Raw genomic sequence first — 18,804 nt, 5'->3', positions numbered from 1 at the left:
TCAGGGCCACAACTGGAAATGTCGCAGATCCGGAATCAGAGCCTAAACTGGGACTTTGATCTGTATTTGTAGGGCAGGGGGCTCTTCTTCATGCTGCGCGGCTTTGCTGCGCAAACCTTGGTTCGTGTCGCCATCTTAAACCGCCACACCGCTCTTGGCATACTTGCTGCAGAAGCTGCAGGATAACGGAGCAGGGGAGAGGGGAAATGCGTTCAAACCCCGGCTTGTCCAATAATGTCCGAGGGAGGCGCTGTTGCGATTTCAGGGTGGTTGAGATCGCTCAAAAATGCCTCGAACCCAACAAGGAAACTGCGTGTTCTGCTGCGAACCAGAGTTTCGATGTTCACCTGTGTTGGGGTCTTGTAGACCCACTGCCGCACCCCGAGGTAGAAGATGCTTGAGTGGTAGCCCCAGATTAGCTCCAATGCAAGTTCGCGGTCTTCGGGGTTCGAAATCGCTTCTAGACCCATGCTGACGAGCTGTTCTTCCAGCAATGGCTCAAAAATCCGCCGCCGCAGCATCGAAACATATCGCTGAGAAATGACGGGGTCTTCGAAGGCAGAGAGCAGAAAAATGCGCACCCAGTCCTTCTGAAGCACCACCTTGGCGTAGTCCAAAAGGTAGCATTCCAACCGCTGCTGAACGCTCAGCTTCCGGTCTCGTAGGATTTCATCCCATTCCGGATTCCAGCGTCCGACATAGACCCTTTCATAGATCTTCTCGATAATCTCTTCTCTGGTTGCAAAATACCGATACAGCAGACTCTGGCTGACGTTGAGATGCCGGGCCAATTCGCGAGTTGAGAAGGCAAACCCGCGATCCGCCACAAATTCGATTGCCCCTGTCAGGATCAGGTGCTCCCTGTCTTGCGGAGAAAGGCGTGTTCGCTTTTTCTTGGCTGCCGTTTGAATGTCAGGCTCTTGCATGGGTTTTTCTCGGTCTGCTCGTTCTGCCATTGCACCAAAGCGACCCGCCCGGAATCGGGCCAGGGCGCTTCGCTCACCTTAGTGTATAGGGAAGCCATGTGGAAATGCTCGGCATGAAGGCTACAAGGATCAAGACCAGGAGCTGCAGCCCGATAAAAGGCATGACACCAAGATAAATTGACCGTGTCGAAATTTCCGGAGGCGCAGCGGAGCGGAAATAGAACAGCGCAAACCCAAAGGGTGGGGTGAGGAACGAGGTTTGCAGGTTGAGCGATATCAGGATGGCAAGCCAGATCGGGTCAATTCCAGACATCAGTAAGACTGGGGCGATCGTTGGCACGATGACAAAGATTATTTCGATGAAGTCGAGAATGAAGCCCAGAAGGAACATGACGGCAAGAACAGCCGCCAGCGCCGCATAGGGGCCGCCCGGAACCTTTGAGATCAGCTGCTGCACAGCCTCATCACCGCCAAAACCGCGAAAGACCAGTGATAGCATGGCGGCACCAATTAGGATCATAAAGACCATTGAACTCAATCGAACGGTTTCGGTCGTGGAGCTGGCTATCGCTCCCATTTTGACACAACGCAGCAGAGCGATGGCGAAATACCCAAAGAAAACCAGAACCGGTACGGCAAGGATGAAGCGCTCCGCGAGGATCGGCACGTCAAATGTGCTGAAGATGACCTGCTTGGAAATGACGGCCAAAGCGAGGAATAAAAGTGCGATGTTGGCGTGTTTTCGGTGCTCTGATCCAAACCCGGCCAGCAAAATGGCACCGGCGGCCCCGATAGACGCGGATTCTGTCGGCGTTGCGACCCCGCCAAGTATTGAGCCGAGAACACCAAGGATCAATGCCAATGGAGGCACCAGTCTGATTAACAGGACCCGCAGTGAGATTGTCATTTCAGCCGCCTCGGTTTCCGGCGGCGGAGGGCAGCTCTCTGGCCTGAAAAAGGTCAGCATGACCTGGTAGACCAGAAACACGACTACCATCAGTATCCCTGGGACAATTGCGCCTGCAAAGAGATCCGAGATCGACACTGTATCTGGCGAGAAATTGCCCTGGGCTAATTGTGCTTTTTGATAGGCCGAGGAAATCGTGTCGGCCAATAGCACCAGCACCAGAGAAGGGGGAATGATCTGGCCGAGTGTCCCAGCAGCACAGATTGATCCGGCGGCTAGGCGCGGGGAGTAGCCCCATTTCAACATCACCGGCAGGGAGAGCAGCGCCATCGTTGTCACTGTGGCACCAACGATTCCGGTGGAAGCCGCAAGCAAAGCACCTACCAGTGTGATAGCAAAACCAAGCCCCCCGCGCCGTTTTCCAAACAACCGGCCGATGCCATCTAAGAGTTCAGATGCGATACCACTTCGCTCAAGCATCGCTCCCATGAAAACAAAGAGCGGCACTGCCAGCAAAACATCATTGGTCATGGCCGCGTAAATGCGCTGCGGCATGGCGGCAAGAAATGAGGCGTCAAAGTGTTGGAAGAGAATTCCAACGCCAGCCAAGAGCAGTGACACACCTCCCAGAACGAAGGCGACCGGAAAGCCGGACATCAGACAAAGGAGCAGGCCTACAAAAAGCGCAGCCAGATAAACTGTGTGAATATCACCCATTGTCGGCCCCTTTCACCGCGACACAACGCTTCAGGATCGACAGGGCCTGCAGGATGAGCAGCAGGAGAGCAACGGGAATGACAGTCTTAAACAGAAAAACGCCGGGCAGGCCAGCAGCCTCTCGTGAGCCTTCCAGAGCGGCCCAGCTGTTGAGAACGTAGTCCTTTGATGTCCAAAGCATAAAGCCGCAGAGGGGCAACAGGAACACCAGGATCCCAATCGCATCGATAAGACGCCGCCGCCGCGCGCTATAACTGTGGTATAGCATATCGACGCGTACATGCCGGTCCGAGGCAAGGGCATCAGCCATGGCAAACATGAACATGGTGCCAAAGAGATAGAGAATGGCCTCTTGAGCCATTACAGATCCGGCATCGAATAGATACCGTGCGACAACCACGCAAAACTGGAGCAGGACCATGGCGATGGCCAGCCAACTGCTGAAAGCTCCGGTCCAGGCAATAACCTGCCCCAAAGCTCCGGAGTGGGACATATGTGTTTCTCTTTGTTCCATGTGTTTTTCCCGGTCTTCGGCGCAGAGGCGCAGATCCGTTGGCTGGAGTGTTGGGAAAGGGTGATCCGATCCGGGAGAAAGAGGTTAGGTTCCCGGATCGGATCAGCTGGCCGCAAGGGTGGACAAGGACCAGCTATGACGAAGCAGTATTAGCGCTGTTTCAGGCGGGCGTTGGCGTAATCTCCAATTTCACCCCACTGACGTTGGGCGTCGCGAAATGCGGTCCAGCTTTGGTGAACCTTTGTCGCCATTTCGCTTCTGGCGGCGCTTTCTGCCAGCACCTCAGGTGCAATACGCTGCATCTCTGCGACGATCTCTGAGGGCCATTCATGAAGCTCTACATCATGCTTGCTCACCAGCGTGTTCAACGCGTCGAGGTTTCGTGCATTGTACTCGGCAAGCGAGGTCACATACTCCGCATCTGCGGCGCTTTGCATGATGGCCTGTTCGCTGTCGCTGAGCCCGGCCCAGACATCGGCATTCACATGGGAAGAGATCGTATGTCCCATTTCGTGGAAACCGGGGTAATAGTAGTGTTTCGCGGCGCGGTGAAAGCCAAAGGCCAGGTCGTTCCATGGAGCAATCCATTCGAGCCCGTCAATGGTGCCAGATTGTAGTGCTGTGAACAGCTCTCCTCCTGGAATGTTTACCGGTGTCGCGCCAAGGCGGGCCAGCATCTGCCCGCCAAGCCCGGGATAGCGAATACGCAGGCCCTGAAGATCTGCAGCGCTATTGATCGGTTCTTTGAACCAACCTCCCATCTGCGCACCGGTATTCAGGTTGGCGAGTGGTTTTACGCCATGGGCGGCGCCCAGCTCATCCCATAGCACTTGTCCGCCGCCAAACTTCAGCCAAGTGAAATGCTCGTCCGCCGTCAATCCGAACGGGACCACCGCAAAATAGACAAAGGCCGGGTCCTTACCGAACCAGTAGTATGGGGTGTCATGGGTCAGATCGCCTGCGCCTGCGGCGACGGCATCCAAGACCTCAAACGGGGCCACAACCTCACCTGCGCCAAAGACCTTGATGCGCAGTTTGCCTTCGCTGGCGGCAGCAACGCGCTGTGCAAAACGCTCTGCGCTGGTGCCAAGCCCTGGGAAGTTCTTAGGCCAGCAGGTCAGCATCTTTAGCTCTGTCCCGCCCTGAGCAAGGGCAGGGGTGGCAAGTGCAGCAGTGCCGGCGGCCAGCGATGTTGCGTTCAAAAACCTGCGACGGGTCAGATTTGTACTCATAGCGGTTCCTCCCATGGAATAAGTGATCGTATGATCAATAAAAATACAATTAAGAATCGTCAATAAGAAATTACTTGACGTTTTTCTGCCAAAAATGCTCTTCATATATCAATCAATCGAACTTTATGGAGAGTGATATGCTTGAAGAGCCCCGTCTGGAGAACTTTTCTGACTGGCCAGCCGAGATGAGGCAGGAGATCGTTGAGAACTGGAACAACCGACAGGTTGGGTCACGGATTGTGTCCGAGACAGATAGCCTGCGGATCTGGCATCTGGAGCTTCAGCCAGGAGAGCGTGCACCCTTTCATCGTCATGAGGAAAGCTACTTCTGGACTGTGATCGGGGAAGGTAAATCGCGCTCTCACTATCATGATGGCGCTATCCGGCACACGGATTACCAGCCCGGCGACACCCGGCACTATGACATTTGTGACGGTCAGTTCTTTGTCCACGATCTAGAAAACATCGGCAGCACACCGCTGGTATTTGTGACCGTCGAATTCAAACGCTGAGCCTTGCATTCAACGTCATTGATGGGGCGCTGTGATGCGGATTGTTTAGCCTGGCCAAACTCTCATTTTCGCTTTGGTGCTCTACTCCGCTGTCACTTTTGGGCGCATCTTGCAGACCGGAAAGACAGGGAGCTGACATGCAGCTTGATCACATCACCATCCGCACATCCGACCTGCCCAGAGCGCGGGCCTTCTTTCTGGAGGTCTTTCCAGACTTGGAAGAACGCCCGCGTCCCAAAGCGATAGAAAGGATTCCGGGTCACTGGCTCTATTCCGGGGAGGAACCGATTGTCCATCTGATCGGCTCTTTCGGAGGGCAGCTAGCTCATGGTGGCGAGGCGTGGGATCACATCGGTTTCAGGCTAGATGACTTTGCCGGGTTTCGAGACAGGCTTGAGCGGCTGAAGATTGCCTACGCGCCAATGGAACTGCCGGAACTCTGCGAACGCAGACTGTTTTTCCGAACACCAGGTGGCCCGCTGATCGAGGCGGTGTTTCGCGATACACAGAACTAAAGAGGATATGTGAAATGGGCTTTGACGATAGAATGAGAACCCTTGTGGTGGGTGGCACATCCGGAATTGGTCGCGCCGTCGTGGAGGCCCTGCAGGAGCGGCCTGGCGAAGTTGTCGCTGCGAGTCGTACAACCGGGTTCGACATTTCGGATCCGGTAATGGTCAAGGCGTTTTTTGAGCAGCATGGGGGCTTTGATCATCTCGTCATTACAGCTGGATCACAGGCGCCGGGGGGCAATCTCTCGGAGTTGGATCTGACTGTAGCCAAGGCGGCATTCGAGACAAAGTTCTGGGGTACGGTCGCGGCGGTGCAGGCGGCAGTGCCCCATATCCGCCCCGGCGGTACAATCACATTGACGACGGGGTTTCTTGCCCGCCGGACAGTGCCGGGAACCTTTGTAAAAACGACAATGAATGCCGCACTTGAAGCAACGGTCAAAATCTTGGCGCGCGAACTCGCGCCGCTGCGGGTCAATGCGGTCAGCCCCGGTTTGACCAAGACAGAAGCCTATGCGGGGATGACGACTGAGGCACGGGCGCAGATGTACCAGAACGCAGCGGGAAATCTGCCAGCCGGCCGGGTTGCGGAGGCCCAGGATCTGGCCGCCGGATATCTTTTTGCCATTGATACGCCATCAGTCACCGGCACTGTGATTGATATCGAAGGCGGAGCATTGGTTGCCTAGGTCAAATCGCGATGTACTGAGCGGCCCGTGCGTGCATTTGCGCGGGCCCTATTTTCTGCTGTGGCTTTCGGTCATCATCCTTGGGCTTAACTGGCCGGTGATGAAACTGGCTTTGCACCATGTGACGCCTTTTTGGATGGTGACCCTACGCTATTGCTTCAGCGTGCCGGTTATTGCTGCCTTCATTCTGGTTCTGAAGAATCGGCTGCCTCGGTTCGAAAGGCGGGATTTGCGCGTCATTCTTGGCGTGGCGTTCTTGCAATTTGTGATCCAGATGGGGTTGGTGACATTCGCGCTGCAATGGGTGGCGGCGGGTACCGCAAGTATTCTGATTTACACCACGCCGGTTTGGCTGCTTCTGCTCGATGGGATCATCTTCGGGCAACCTGTTTCTGCCAGCCGATTGTGGCCAACGCTGCTTTCTGCGGCGGGCTGTTTGTTGTTCCTATTTGGCGCTGGTCACGTTGGTGACGCCGCGCCGCTTTTGTTGATACTGGCCGCTGCCCTGTGCTGGTCCTGCTCAATGCGGCTTATTGCATCGCATGTTTGGTCAGGCGAGGTCCTAGATGCACTGTTTTGGCAATTCCTGATCGCCGGGCTGGTTTCTCTACCCATCGCCTTGGCCGTGGAAGGAGGGTTGGAGCTCGGTCCGCTCTCAGCAAGGGGGCTGGCGCTTCTCGTGTTTGTTTGTCCAGTGGCAACAGGGCTTGGCTTTGGGCTGATGGTGGCGGTGGGTCGGCTGCTTCCAGTTGCGCAAATTGCACTGATCAGCACCTTGTCACCTGTGATTGGCTTCCTGAGTTCTGCCGTCTTCCTGGAAGATCCCCTGAACCTCATACTGGTGTCGGGTGCGGTAATAATGCTCTTGGCGCTTCTTTGGGGTGTAGTATCTGGCAAATAGCCCGCTCCAAGGGTTTTATCTTGGGGCCCGTGTTAGGGGCTAGAAAGAAAGAGCCTGAGAGTAGGCTCTTTCTCTGCTTGGTTAGGTTGCTGCCAGCCAGCTGCCACCTCCTTTGACAACTTTTTAGTTATACGGTTTCCGGGGCAGGGGCGGCGGCGGGATAATCGGAATAGCCAGCCTCTGTTCCGCCGAACAAGGTTGCCGGGTCGAAATCCGCCAAGGGCCGACCTTCCGCAAAGCGGCGGGGCAGGTCGGGGTTGGCGATGAAGGGGCGGCCATAGGCAACAATGTCGGCCAGCCCATCGGCTACGATCTTCTCTCCGCGCTCTTGAGTGTATTTTCCTGCGACGATAATGGCGCCTGAATAGGCCTTGCGCAGGTCGTGACGGAAATGATCGGGCACGATCGGAGCATCGTCCCAATCCGCTTCGGAGAGGTGAATATAGGCAATTCCGATGTCGTTCATTGCAGTCGCGGCCTTCAGGATCACTTCGATGATTTCATCATCCGCCATGTTGCGCTGGGTGATATAGGGGGACAGTCGGATGCCGGTCTTCTCGGCCCCGATTTCATCGGCAACGGCCTCCGTGACCTCACGCAGGAAGCGGATACGGTTTTCTTGCGATCCGCCGTAGGCATCAGTGCGCTGGTTCGAGGAGCGGCGAAGAAACTCGTCGATCAAGTAGCCATTGGCACCGTGGATTTCGACGCCATCGAAACCGGCGGCGATGGCATTGGCTGCACCCTTGCGGAAATCCTGAATGACCTCTTTGATTTCAGCCTCGCTGAGCGCGCGCGGAACCGGGCAATCGACCATTCCCCCTTCGCCGGTTTCCGGGTCTACGATCCAAACCTGAGCATCGGGTGAGAGTGCGGAAGGCGCCACAGGTTTGCCGTCGGCATGAAAGCTCTGATGGCTCATTCGTCCAACATGCCAGAGTTGCAAAAAGATATGCCCACCAGCCTTGTGCACCGCGTCCGTCACCAGCTTCCAGCCTTCGATCTGATCCTCGGTGAAGATGCCCGGGGTGAATGAATAGCCTTTGCCTTGGCTGGAAATCTGTGTGGCTTCGGAAATGATCAACCCTGCGGTTGAGCGCTGAGCGTAGTACGCGGCCATCATGGCATTGGGAACATCGCCCGGCTGGGTCGTGCGCGCCCGCGTCATGGGCGCAAGGGCAATACGGTTTGGCAGTTTGAGGTTACCGAGTTCTAGCGGTTTGAACAGAGTGTCGCTCATGTATGGTCCTTTCGAATGTCACTTATTTCAGGCAGGGGTTTTTCTGCCTGCTCGATTGGACCTTCGCTTTTTTAGCAATTTTTGTTAATAACACCAAATGTACAAAACCTTTTAGGATTCTAAAATAATATGATCGAGAAGGTATCTGACCTGAGGCTTTTCAAGCGGATCGTGGAACTGGGTTCTCTCAGTGCCGCTGCGGGTGATATGGGGATTTCGCCTGGTTCCGCATCCCTGCGGCTGGCAGCTATGGAGCGTTCAATAGGCGCGACCCTGTTTCGCAGAACAACACGTCAGATGCATTTGACCCCAGCCGGAGAGGAGTTTCTTGAGCTTGCCTCTAATGTGCTGAACGACCTGGCCGCTTTTGATGAGCATATCTCACGTGAGAAGCGGGAATTGTCCGGGGTAATCAAGGTCACTGCGCCTGTCGATTTGGGACGGAACTATATTGCACCGTCGCTGGATCGCTTTGTGGAAGGCAATCCGGGCATTTCGGTGGATTTGGTTTGCACGGACCGGGTTGCGGATCTGACCGAACGCGGCATCGACATCGCGGTGCGCTACGGAGCGTTAATGGATAGCAGCCTGCGCATCCGCCGGATTTCTTCCAACAAGCGCATTCCGGTTGCGGCCCCCGGCTACATCGAGCGCATGGGGATGCCGGAGCATCCAAAGGATCTGGCCGTGCATGACTGCATGCTTCTATCCTCTCTTGGCGATAAAAATGACTCATGGACCTTTGTCGAAAATTCCAAGGCGTTGACCCAGCGTGTGACCGGATCTCGGGCGACCAATGACGGAGAAGTGCTGCGCAGATGGGCATTGGAGGGTAAAGGCATTGCTCTAAAATCGGCTTGGGATGTGGCTGAAGATATCAACTACGGCCGCCTGGTGCCCTTACTGATTAGCTATTGCCCGCCCAACGTGGATCTGCAGCTTGTTTTCCCGCCGCTGGCGCGCCAGCCGACAAAGGTACGTCGGCTGGCGGATCACTTGGTCCGGGAATTGAAAATCCTCGACAAGTGCCTCGAAACTATCAGCCTGGCACCGCACTATCTGAACAAGGAAGCAAGCAGCCAAAGCTGAACACACTTACATCTAGCTCAGGCGGCGGCCTGCATTTGAGAACAGGTGCAACCGGCTTGGCTCCAAATTTATTGTCACTGTCCTGAGCGCGTCCAGATTCTCCTCGGTTTCAACTGACGCGGTCAATTGGGTTCCATTGATGTCTAGTATCAGCGTGGTTCTGTTTCCCAGTGGCTCCATGTCAATGACACGCGCGGTTTGTGTCCCTGGTTCGGCGCTCTCGGCCTTGTGAACCCTTATGTCTTCAGGGCGAATACCCATCAAGACATTGCCATCACAGGAGGCTGCAGTAATTTGTGGCAACCCAAGCCTTAGGCCGGCCAGGTCCGTTTCTATCCCGCCGCCCGGTGCGGGCAGGATCTGACCGGGTACCAGACTGATCGGTGGATTGCCGACGAACTGGGCAATCTCTGTAGTTGTTGGCATGGAGTAGAGCTCATTTGCGCTCCCAGACTGCACGATGCGCCCGTTCATCATCACATTGACATTATCCCCCAGAGCCAGGGCTTCCGTGTAGTCTGGAGTCGCGAAGATGATGCTGTGGCCGGTTGCAGAGAGCAGACGTTTCAATTCAGACCGCAACTGGCTGCGCAACACAGCGTCCAGACTGGAAAGCGGTTCATCTAAAAGGTAGATGCCCGCAGGTTTTGCCAGGGTGCGGCCGATGGCGATACGTTGTTTTTCGCCGCCGCTGAACGATGCGGGCTTACGGTCAAGGATGTGGCTGACACGAAGAATGTCAGCGAGTCCGGTTACCTTTGCGTCTATGTCCTGTGCGGCCAGCCCCTGAATGCGCATAGGATGCGCGATGTTTTCATAGGCGGTAAGGTTGGGATAGAGTGCGAGGCTCTCAAACACCATGGAAACGGGCCTTTGATTGGGCTGCAATCCTGTCACCTCCTCGCCGTTGATCAGGATTTGGCCTGTATCCGGGGTCTCTAACCCGGCGACCAGCCTTTGCAGCGTGGTCTTGCCAGCACCGGTTGGTCCCAGCAAAACCACCAGATCCCCCTTGGGGACAATCAAGCTGACATCGTCAAGTGCCGTGGTCTTACCAAACCGCTTACTGAGGTTCCGGATTTCTAGAGCATTCATGCTGCTATCTCCTTGCTGGCAGGGGAGGCCATAAGTTTGACCCCGGTTTCTGCGTCAAACAGGCTGACCATGCCGTGATGAAAGCGTAGGCTGCATCTGTCTCCGGTACGATGGCTGACATCCCGTGTTGAGCGGATTTTCAGCTCGTGTGTGCCTAGAAGAAGCGTGACAATGGTATCGGCACCCAATTGTTCGATCAGCAAGATCTCGGCGCATAAGTCAGAGTCTCCTTCGGCTTGAAGGTCTATGGACTCCGGTCGTACGCCCAGGGTCACTTTGCGACCGCTCGGCAGTGAAAGACTCGGCGGTGTTGCTTCGATGGCAATCGTGGCACAACCGATGTCGACGCGATGTCCTGTCTGGCTTGCCTGGATGGTGCCGGGCAGAAAGTTCATTGGCGGGTCTCCGAGAAAACCACCAACAAAAGTTTCTTTTGGGAAGTGATAGACCTCATGCGTGGGGCCATAATGAACAAGCCTGCCCTGATCCATGACGGCAATGCGATGTGCGAGGGATAGGGCCTCTATCTGATCGTGGGTCACATAGATCACGGTTTGGCCCGTCTGCTTCTGGATCCGTCGAAGTTCCTGGCGCATTTCATTCCGCATCGCAGCTTCGAGGTTGGACAAAGGTTCGTCTAGCAGAAGGATCGAAGGGTTGGTGATCAGCGTTCGCCCTAGAGCAACGCGCTGCAGTTGAGACCCGCCCATGTCGGCGGTTGAGCTGTCCAGACTATTGCTCAGTCCCATAAGATCGGCGGTTTTTTCGACTTCCTTGGCGATGTCGCGTTTGGGCATGCGCCGGACCTTCAGACCAAAACTCAGGTTTTCGCGCACTGTCATGTTGCCGAACACGGCGTAATCTTGGAACACCAGCCCAATCCCGCGCTTACCCGGTTGAACGCCAAGCATCGAGCGCCCATCAATACGGATGTCGCCAGCGCTTGGTTCGGTGAGCCCAACGATCATGTTGAGCGTAGTGGATTTACCGCAGCCGGACGGGCCGAGCAGTGCGACGGTCTCACCCTGTTCGATGGACAGGTCCAAACCCTCAACCGCTGTGAAGGCGCCATAGGTTTTGCGCAAGTTTTTGATTTGCAATTTTGTTATGGGATCACCTTTTCACCGCGCCGAAAGTTAAACCTCGCACCAGATGGGTTTGGATGAAGTAACCAATCACCACCAGCGGCAGCACGGCAACAACGGCCAGCGCTGCCTGTACGCCGTAAAGCTGACCAGCCGTGGCAGCGAAGTATTTGGAGAGCTGAACTGGGATGGTCACCACATCCTTCGCGGTGAGCACAAGGCCAAATAAGAATTCACTCCAGTTCAGGATGAAGATGAATAAGGAGGTGGAGATCAGCCCGCCGCGAATTAATGGAATGGTGAACCGGACATGCGCTTGGATGCGGCTAAGCCCATCTAGCATTGCGGCCTCTTCAATCTCTTTCGGGAGGTCGTCGATGAAGCTTTTGATCATCCAGACAGAAAAAGGCAGCGTGAACGCAGCGTAGCACAGGATAAGGCCAAGGTAGGTGTCGATTAGACCAATCGAGTTGAACATCACGAGAAACGGGATCGCAATGGCTATGGGTGGAAACATGCGTCCACTGAGGATCATCAACGGTGTTGAATTTCCGCCAAAGCGATAGCGTGAAATCGCTAGGGAGGCGGCCAGCCCGACCGAAATCGACAAAGCCGTTGCGCAGCTACTTATGATGATTGAACCGATGATGGCACGCCATCCAGTTTCGCTGACCGAAGTTGCCGCAGTCTCCGCAGCCCGGGCTTGCGAGATGAATACTGCGTTGAAGTTATCCAGCGTCGGTTGTTCGGATATCCAGACCGGAGGGATCGCAACCCATTCTGTTGAGGGTTTGAAGGCTGTCGAGACGATCCAAAAAATTGGAAAAACCGCGAAGAACAGGGCTAAAGCCAAGCCAACCCAGGCCCACCATGTCATTTTCTTGCTGACAAACATTGTTACTCCTCTCTCAGGATTTGCCGGGTGACCGGGCGCAACATCAGGTTGACGCCGAGGACTGTGAGCAGCAGCACAATGAAGGCAGCAGCGGCGGCATAGGCGAGGCGGAAATCCTGAAACGCGAGTTTGTAAAGATACTGGCTAACCATCTCGGTGGCGGTTCCAGGTCCACCCCGCGTCATCAAAAAAATCTCGTCAAAGATCTTGAGGATTTCCATCGTCCGAATGACAAATGCGATGATGATAACCGGCAGTATATTTGGCAGCACAACCGACCAAAAAATCCGCAACGGCCCCGCCCCCAACATCAGCGCAGCCCGAATCGGATTTTGCGGAACGGCGTTCAGACCCGACAGAAGCACCAAAAAGAACAGCGGAGTCCAATGCCAGACCTCGGCGACCACGATGGAGGCAAAGGCGGTGGCATCATGCCGGAACCATTCGATTTGTGGCAGATCGCTCTGCAGGAAAACCCAGCCGATGATCTGATTGACTGGCCCATTTGTCTGAAACAGCATGAACCAGGTGTAGCCAACCACAACCGGCATGATCATCATTGGGCTGAGCAACAAGGAAAACAGGAGTTTCCGAGCCGGAATGGCTTTGAGGAACAGGATAGCCAACCCGAGCCCAAGCAGGAATTCCAGCGACAGGCAGATCACCGCAAAAAGCAATGTACGTCCCAAGGCTCTCAGAAAGCGCGGTTCATAGAGGACGAGCTCCTCGTAGTTGAAATAGCTGGCAAATTCGGCCTCCCAGAGGGATCCGAAGGTCGGCTGCCAATTGGTCAGGCTGATCCAGAGTTCCAGCAGGAAGGGAAAGACCATCATGCCCATCAGCAGGATTTGTGATGGGATGATCAGAAGAAGTGGGAGGGTCTTGGGATCATTAGGGTCGCGCCTGAACAAGCCGGGGGAGGGAGGTGCCCTATCCGGCACCTCTTGTGTTGTTGTCTCGGTCATTTGGTCTGTCTCCCACTCAGGCCCAAGAGTGGACGCCATGACGCGCCTTGATCTTTTCCGGGAAAGTCCGCGCCAGCGAATGCCAGGATTGAATCTGACGCTCTTTGCCCATGCGGCGGGTGATCCGCGCCATCTCTGTGGCGGCGTCATTCATCGCTTCTTCTGCGCTTTTCTTGCCCAGCACTGCTTCGACGCAGTTTCTGTCTAGAGCCTCGGAATATTCAAATGTCCCGCGGATCACGAAATCGGGGATTACATCCCCGATCTGATCCCAAGCGGCATCCAGCCAGGCCTGGGTGTATTTCTCCTTCATCGCCGCACCAGGCGATTTGAAGTGATTGGTTCGCGTCGGGTCGAAATAGCCGCCATTCATCGGAATGGCCCGATCCGACACATCCGGTGCCGTATGCCACTGGGCAAAGAGATAGGCCAGTTCCGGGATCGAGGAATGATCATTCACCACATAGAGCCAGCCAAAGGCATTGACCGAGGCGCGGATCAGTTCTCCGTCTACGCGGGTGCCCGGCACCGGGGCGGACAGGAGATTACCGGCAACGGCTTCGGAGATGGCGGGATCATTGTTATAGCGGAAGAAAGAGGGCCAGCTGAAGGTGCTGAAGACATTGCCGATGCCATACTGATTGTAATTTTCAGACCAGCCGTTGGTGAAGGCCTCTTTGGGCAAATAGGCCTCACTGGCAATCAGTTCTTCCAGCGCTGCAATGCCCTCGGGGCTATTGCACAGGGGAGTCATGTCTTTGTCAAAGTAGAGCATGCCCTTCGAGCAGAAGCGCTGCATCCATTGCCACTTGGTGTAAAAGGGCGCGCGGTATTCCAGCGACCCATATTGACCTTTTTCGGGGCGGGTGAAGAATTCGATCAGTTGATCATAGTCTTCCCAAGTGTCAGGTGCTGTAAGGTCGCGCCCATATCTTGACTTGAACGCGGCCTGCTCGACGGGATCTTCCATCCAATCCTTGCGCATATAGAGCGCCCAATTGTCGGCATCGGCATAGAGCGCGCGGTAGCCGCCATCATATTTGCAGCCAAACTCAGAGAAAGGATAGGGGATGCGGTAGGCGCCGTAGTCCAGCTCGGGCTGGTATTTTTCTACATAGGTATCAAGATCCTTAGCAAGCCCCGCCTCGGCGAAATCAGGCAAGGCAAAGACCGGTCCAATGATCAGATCATACTGGCCGGTCTTGGCCACGGCTTCCTGCATAGCTTTTGAGTAGAGCTCGGTATTTGGGACCTCGATCAATTCAACCGCCAGCCCGGTTAGAGATTTCCATTCCTCCAGAAAAGGCGTCAGGTTGCCGCCGGAGCCGCCCGGAATGAGGATGGATATGGATTCTTTGGCCGCGCCCCCGGCCAGAGCAGAAGCTCCCTTGGCTGCCCGGTTGGCGATTTGATGGAATGTATCGGTATTCGCAAAGGCCGTATCGACATGCAGCACTCCGGGCAGTGCTGCCCCCGTCAGGGCCGCCGCGGTGCCTTTCAGGAAACTGCGACGGCCCTGGTTTCTATCTATAGATTGTCTGGTGTTATTCATTTGACGTTCCTCCCTAGTCGTGGAGGCAACGCTACAATTTTAATTTTTTAGATTAATTCACAACTTTCTTAAAAGATTGTTCAGGATTTTTGAAGTGTAGTCTGGATGTCAGGGGTGGACCAAGCTTTCCACTGGGCATGATTGGCATCGATCCACGCAAGCGCAGCTTCGCGCGGGGTCTTCCCATTACAACAAATCTCGCGATCCAATTGTGAAACGAGGTCGTTGCCAAGCTGGATGCGTTCCAGCAAGGCTCTGCCCTGCGAGTTCAGTTTGTGAGCAGCATCCCGCCGCAGCACAAGCGTGGCCTCGTCTTGCCCGCCTAGAAGGCCCAATGGATCTTCCAGTTCGCGCAGGTTGCTCTGGCTGTTCAGCCATTGCGGGTGCCAGAGGGGCACGATCGCCAGATCACCCTCCGTTTCGGTCTCCAAATACGCTGAGGTGCAGTCCTCCAGCGTACCGTTTTCAAAGTGGAACCCTTGCGCATCAAGTTGATAGTCCCGAACCATTCGCCGCGAAAACCGGCTGATGCCTGCTCCGGAACCAATGCCCTGAATGCGTTTGCGGAAAAGTGCGGCAACCTGTGGTTTTGCAAGATCAGAAACTGAGCGAATGGTCTCTGGGGCGCGGTCTGAAATCCCCCAGATACAATAAGGGTGATACATGACAGACAGTTTCTGTAGTTCGTCTGCATATGGTTCGATGTAAGTTCCATGACTGGCAGGAAGCCAAGCGGATACGACAAGATCGACGTCACCTGCTTTTTGCATGGCGTACATGTCTTCGTGCGGGGCTTCCTTTACTTCTATTACATGGCCGGTTCTGGTTAGAAGTTCACAGAGAACGGCCGCTGCCGCCTTGTGAAAGCTCAGGGCAATCTGCCCGACAACCAAAGGTTTGCTCATTTGTCCTGCCCTCTGGTCAATCCGCGACTTCCGCCCAAAGGACCACGAGAGTGGCGCAGTTCAGGCACATTGCGGGATCGGAGTAAATCATGCGCGTATGACGACCATTGGCCCCAAAAACCGCATTGATCAGATCAGAGGCACCATTCAAAGCTGCGGGCTGTTCGGTGAAGTCACCTGTGGTGTGGGCCGTGCCTTCCACGCGTACGATCCGCTTAATTCGGTTCAGTTCCCCAACTGCAGATTTCAGTTGTGCGATCCCGTTGAGTGCCGACAGGCGAAATGCCTCATACCCATCCTGAAGGCTCAACTCTGCTCCCATTTTTCCGATGTATTTTAGATCGCCATCAATCCAAGGCAGTTGCCCCGAAGTGTAGATGATATTGCCAACACGCACCCAAGGTTCATACGCACCAACGGCGCTAGGGACTGGTGGTAGCGTCAACCCCATATCCGCAAGGCGTTGTTCCGGTGTTTCTTTTCCTGCGGGCTGGGTTCCCTTTTCAAGAGACATAGTTTCCTCCCTATTGTTGTTGATGTGAGTGCCAACAGGAAGAGATCAAAACAATCGTTCAGTTCGGAAATCACAATTTGTCGGATTTGAAGAATGGAGGAGGTGAGCGCCTCCCCCAATCTCAAGATTTTAGTAGGTCACGGAGATCTTGCCGATTGTAGCGCCGGTTTCGATGGATTGATGAGCCGCCTTGAAAGATGCGGCGCTCAGCCCTGAGAACTCCTGTGTAACGGTTGGGCGCAGTTGGCCTGTTTCAGCGAGGTCTGTAATCTGAGAGAGGATCTCTCCCTGCCGCGGCAGATCAGTTGTGCCGAACAATGATCGCGTGAACATAAGCTCCCAAACGAAAGTTACCGACTTGCCCTGAAGTTTTGAGAGATCAACACCTCCATCAAACTCAACAATGGCACCGATTGTACCCTGGGGAGCAATGAGGTCCGCCATAGCCTCCCAATGCCCTTTGGTGTCTGCTGCGTTGAAAATACCATCGACATTCTCAAAACCAAGGTCGCGCACGGATGACACTAGATCGCGGTGATCAGCCACATGATCCGCGCCCAGATGCTGAACCCAGTCGCGGGTTGCTCGCCGTGACGCAGTTGCGATGACTGTCATGTTTGTCAGGGCTTTTGCGAGCTGGATCATGGTTGAGCCGACACCACCTGCTCCGCCGATAATGAGCAGCGTGCCGCTCTGGCCCTTGGACAGTTTCATGCGATCAAACAGCGCTTCATAAGCCGTCAAGGAGACCAGAGGCAGGGCTGCGGCTTCTGCATTTGTTAGGGCTTGCGGAGCTTTTGCGGCAATCCTGGCATCCACTGCCTGATACTCTGCATAAGAGCCATCGCGGGTTACATCGCCTGCATAAAACACGCGATCCCCAAGCGCAAACCCTGTTACCGACGAACCTATTGCTGCGATGGTTCCTACTGCGTCATATCCGAGGATCCGTGGGGTTTCCCTATCTTGATCCTGCGCAGACCGAATGCGGATTTTAGCATCCGCGGGGTTCACGGAAACGGCATCAATCCGCACGATCAAATCGTGTTCAAGTGGTTTGGGCTTGGGTACTTGGTACTCTTTCAGGGAATCGGGGTGATCGATGGGGTGAGAGCGGGTAAATCCAACGGCTTTCATTTGGTGTCCTCTTCGTTGCTGTTTTGGATGTAGGCAACGTTCAGCGCAGGATAATCTCGGAGGAACCCAAGTCAGATTTTGGATATATCAAACAGTCTTTCCAAGGCCGGTTTTGCGAAACCGCTCCTCAAGAAAGCTGGTAAATGCCTGAACCCTCGGTGGAGTGGTTCGGCTGGTAGGGCGGACTGCCCATACTTGCCATTCCGGTGAAACGGTATGACTGGGCAAGACACGTATCAACTGCTTGGTACTTAAGTGGTCTGATATGTCCCAGATGGATTTGAGCCCGATCCCCATCCCCTGAAGCGTGGTATCGGTCACAGCCTCGCCAAAGTTTGTGGTGAAGTTTCCGCCGACACGTACTTCGGTTATATTTCCGGCCTCATCTTTGAGTGCCCAGTTTCGCGTTTCGCCAAGCACGATGCAGCGGTGTGATTTCAGGTCGGAAGGCTGCTGTGGGACGCCGAACTTCTCCAGATAGTCCGGCGATGCGACAAGCAGCCGTGGATTAGGCGCAAGTTTGCGGGCCAACAGCGTTGATGAGTTCAGCATCCCAACCCGGATTGCCAGATCATACCCCTGCTCAACGATGTCGATGATGGAATCACTAAGGTCGAGCTTTAGCGTGACATCTGGATATTGCTTAAGGAATTCGCCGATATGAGGGACAATCTGTGAGCGCCCGAAAGACGCCGACGTGGTCACGCGCAGTTCGCCTGCAACCTGTCCTTTGACCGTGGAAACCGCTGCTCTTGCTTCTTCGACGCTATCGAGAACCCTTTGCGCATGCTCCAGAAATAGCTCTCCGTCCGGGGTAAGCGATACTGCGCGGGTTGTCCGGTTGAGAAGCTTGGTTCCAAGATCCGCTTCGAGTATCTGGATCCGCTGGGTCGTCGCTGTTGGCGATAGTCGGAACTCTTCGCCCGCCCGCCCAAGCGCTCCAAGGGCGGCTACCCGGATGAAAAGCTCTAGTGATTTCAGATCAAAGGCCATTCTTCGAACTATCCAAATAAAAGCGAAAAAAATCAATACAATTATTTGCATAAACGGTATGATTCCAGATGGTAAATTTTATTTTCGCCAATATTGCCAGAGCGGCTAGAGCACATTCTTTCCGAGCAGGCTGGGCGCGGGGCAAATCAGATGTAGTCGGGTTTGGCTGTCAGGTGTCGCATGTATTTCAGACACTCTGCAGCATCCCGGTAGGTTCGATCGCGTAAGGTGCCGCTGTGTCATTATGAAGTAGCGGAGAATTGGGAAGCCGGTGAAATTCCGGCACTGCCCCCGCAACGGTAATGAAGGTCAGGTGTGGCAAAAACCACTGGGACGAGGATCCCGGGAAGGTGCCGCAACCGGGTGCATACCCCTTCTGAGTCCGGAAACCAGCCTTGCGCATATGTCAAACTGCGGGTGGCAG

General features: G+C 54.9%; 19 protein-coding genes and 1 riboswitch. Of the genes, 5 read left to right on the top strand and 14 right to left on the bottom strand.

What is annotated here, in order from left to right; translation table 11 throughout:
• Positions 1 to 212: 212 nt before the first annotated feature.
• From GAL_RS20630 to GAL_RS20615, 4 genes are all read right to left on the bottom strand, one after another.
• Positions 213 to 926 carry a TetR/AcrR family transcriptional regulator gene (locus GAL_RS20630; protein ID WP_024099533.1) on the bottom strand — a complete coding sequence of 238 codons (714 nt, stop codon included), beginning with the start codon at positions 924 to 926 and terminating at the stop codon, positions 213 to 215.
• A 73-nt stretch (positions 927 to 999) separates the two neighbouring features.
• Complete coding sequence (locus GAL_RS20625; RefSeq protein WP_024099532.1) at positions 1,000 to 2,550, bottom strand: TRAP transporter large permease; 1,551 nt, start codon at positions 2,548 to 2,550, stop codon at positions 1,000 to 1,002.
• Complete coding sequence (locus GAL_RS20620) at positions 2,543 to 3,043, bottom strand: TRAP transporter small permease subunit (protein ID WP_024099531.1); 501 nt, start codon at positions 3,041 to 3,043, stop codon at positions 2,543 to 2,545. Before GAL_RS20620 ends, GAL_RS20625 begins: the two co-directional genes overlap by 8 nt.
• A 170-nt stretch (positions 3,044 to 3,213) precedes the next feature.
• A complete protein-coding gene (locus GAL_RS20615) occupies positions 3,214 to 4,296 on the bottom strand; it encodes a TRAP transporter substrate-binding protein (protein ID WP_024099530.1) in 1,083 nt (360 codons plus the stop codon).
• Between the two features lie 137 nt (positions 4,297 to 4,433).
• Between GAL_RS20615 and GAL_RS20610 the strand changes: the two genes are divergently transcribed.
• From GAL_RS20610 to GAL_RS20595, 4 genes are all read left to right on the top strand, one after another.
• Entirely contained in the window at positions 4,434 to 4,808 is a 375-nt protein-coding gene (locus GAL_RS20610; protein ID WP_024099529.1) for a cupin domain-containing protein, read from the top strand.
• Positions 4,809 to 4,945: 137 nt separating this feature from the next.
• Entirely contained in the window at positions 4,946 to 5,323 is a 378-nt protein-coding gene (locus GAL_RS20605) for a VOC family protein (RefSeq protein ID WP_024099528.1), read from the top strand.
• Between the two features lie 14 nt (positions 5,324 to 5,337).
• Positions 5,338 to 6,009, top strand: a complete 672-nt coding sequence (locus GAL_RS20600) for an SDR family oxidoreductase (RefSeq protein ID WP_024099527.1) — start codon at positions 5,338 to 5,340, stop codon at positions 6,007 to 6,009.
• Between the two features lie 31 nt (positions 6,010 to 6,040).
• Entirely contained in the window at positions 6,041 to 6,910 is an 870-nt protein-coding gene (locus GAL_RS20595) for a DMT family transporter (protein WP_254684185.1), read from the top strand.
• Between the two features lie 127 nt (positions 6,911 to 7,037).
• Here GAL_RS20595 and GAL_RS20590 read toward each other — a convergent pair whose 3' ends face one another.
• Positions 7,038 to 8,150 carry an alkene reductase gene (locus tag GAL_RS20590; protein WP_024099525.1) on the bottom strand — a complete coding sequence of 371 codons (1,113 nt, stop codon included), beginning with the start codon at positions 8,148 to 8,150 and terminating at the stop codon, positions 7,038 to 7,040.
• 129 nt (positions 8,151 to 8,279) lie between these two features.
• Here GAL_RS20590 and GAL_RS20585 point away from each other — a divergent pair, with 129 nt between their 5' ends.
• A complete protein-coding gene (locus GAL_RS20585) occupies positions 8,280 to 9,239 on the top strand; it encodes a LysR family transcriptional regulator (RefSeq protein ID WP_024099524.1) in 960 nt (319 codons plus the stop codon).
• A gap of 12 nt (positions 9,240 to 9,251) precedes the next feature.
• Here the strand turns inward: GAL_RS20585 and GAL_RS20580 are convergent, their stop codons facing one another.
• From GAL_RS20580 to GAL_RS20540, 9 genes are all read right to left on the bottom strand, one after another.
• Positions 9,252 to 10,334 (bottom strand): ABC transporter ATP-binding protein, encoded by a 1,083-nt coding sequence (locus GAL_RS20580; RefSeq protein WP_024099523.1) that lies wholly within the window; start codon positions 10,332 to 10,334, stop codon positions 9,252 to 9,254.
• Entirely contained in the window at positions 10,331 to 11,380 is a 1,050-nt protein-coding gene (locus GAL_RS22705) for an ABC transporter ATP-binding protein (protein ID WP_152612320.1), read from the bottom strand. Before GAL_RS22705 ends, GAL_RS20580 begins: the two co-directional genes overlap by 4 nt.
• A 67-nt stretch (positions 11,381 to 11,447) precedes the next feature.
• Complete coding sequence (locus GAL_RS20570) at positions 11,448 to 12,314, bottom strand: carbohydrate ABC transporter permease (RefSeq protein WP_024099521.1); 867 nt, start codon at positions 12,312 to 12,314, stop codon at positions 11,448 to 11,450.
• Between the two features lie 2 nt (positions 12,315 to 12,316).
• Positions 12,317 to 13,279: a carbohydrate ABC transporter permease gene (locus GAL_RS20565; RefSeq protein WP_024099520.1), complete on the bottom strand. Its 963-nt coding sequence runs from the start codon at positions 13,277 to 13,279 to the stop codon at positions 12,317 to 12,319.
• A 16-nt stretch (positions 13,280 to 13,295) separates the two neighbouring features.
• Positions 13,296 to 14,831: an extracellular solute-binding protein gene (locus GAL_RS20560; RefSeq protein ID WP_024099519.1), complete on the bottom strand. Its 1,536-nt coding sequence runs from the start codon at positions 14,829 to 14,831 to the stop codon at positions 13,296 to 13,298.
• A gap of 80 nt (positions 14,832 to 14,911) precedes the next feature.
• Positions 14,912 to 15,736 (bottom strand): glycine betaine ABC transporter substrate-binding protein, encoded by an 825-nt coding sequence (locus tag GAL_RS20555; RefSeq protein ID WP_024099518.1) that lies wholly within the window; start codon positions 15,734 to 15,736, stop codon positions 14,912 to 14,914.
• A gap of 16 nt (positions 15,737 to 15,752) precedes the next feature.
• A complete protein-coding gene (locus GAL_RS20550) occupies positions 15,753 to 16,250 on the bottom strand; it encodes a RidA family protein (RefSeq protein WP_024099517.1) in 498 nt (165 codons plus the stop codon).
• A 129-nt stretch (positions 16,251 to 16,379) separates the two neighbouring features.
• Entirely contained in the window at positions 16,380 to 17,387 is a 1,008-nt protein-coding gene (locus tag GAL_RS20545; RefSeq protein ID WP_024099516.1) for a zinc-binding alcohol dehydrogenase family protein, read from the bottom strand.
• Between the two features lie 87 nt (positions 17,388 to 17,474).
• On the bottom strand, positions 17,475 to 18,380 hold the full coding sequence (locus GAL_RS20540) for a LysR family transcriptional regulator (RefSeq protein WP_024099515.1): 906 nt from the start codon (positions 18,378 to 18,380) through the stop codon (positions 17,475 to 17,477).
• Between the two features lie 209 nt (positions 18,381 to 18,589).
• A riboswitch (cobalamin riboswitch) is annotated at positions 18,590 to 18,792 on the top strand.
• The last annotated feature ends 12 nt before the right edge of the window (positions 18,793 to 18,804 follow it).

The organism is Phaeobacter gallaeciensis DSM 26640 (assembly GCF_000511385.1).
GTDB lineage: Bacteria > Pseudomonadota > Alphaproteobacteria > Rhodobacterales > Rhodobacteraceae > Phaeobacter > Phaeobacter gallaeciensis.
This window is presented reverse-complemented; position numbering and strand designations above follow the sequence as displayed.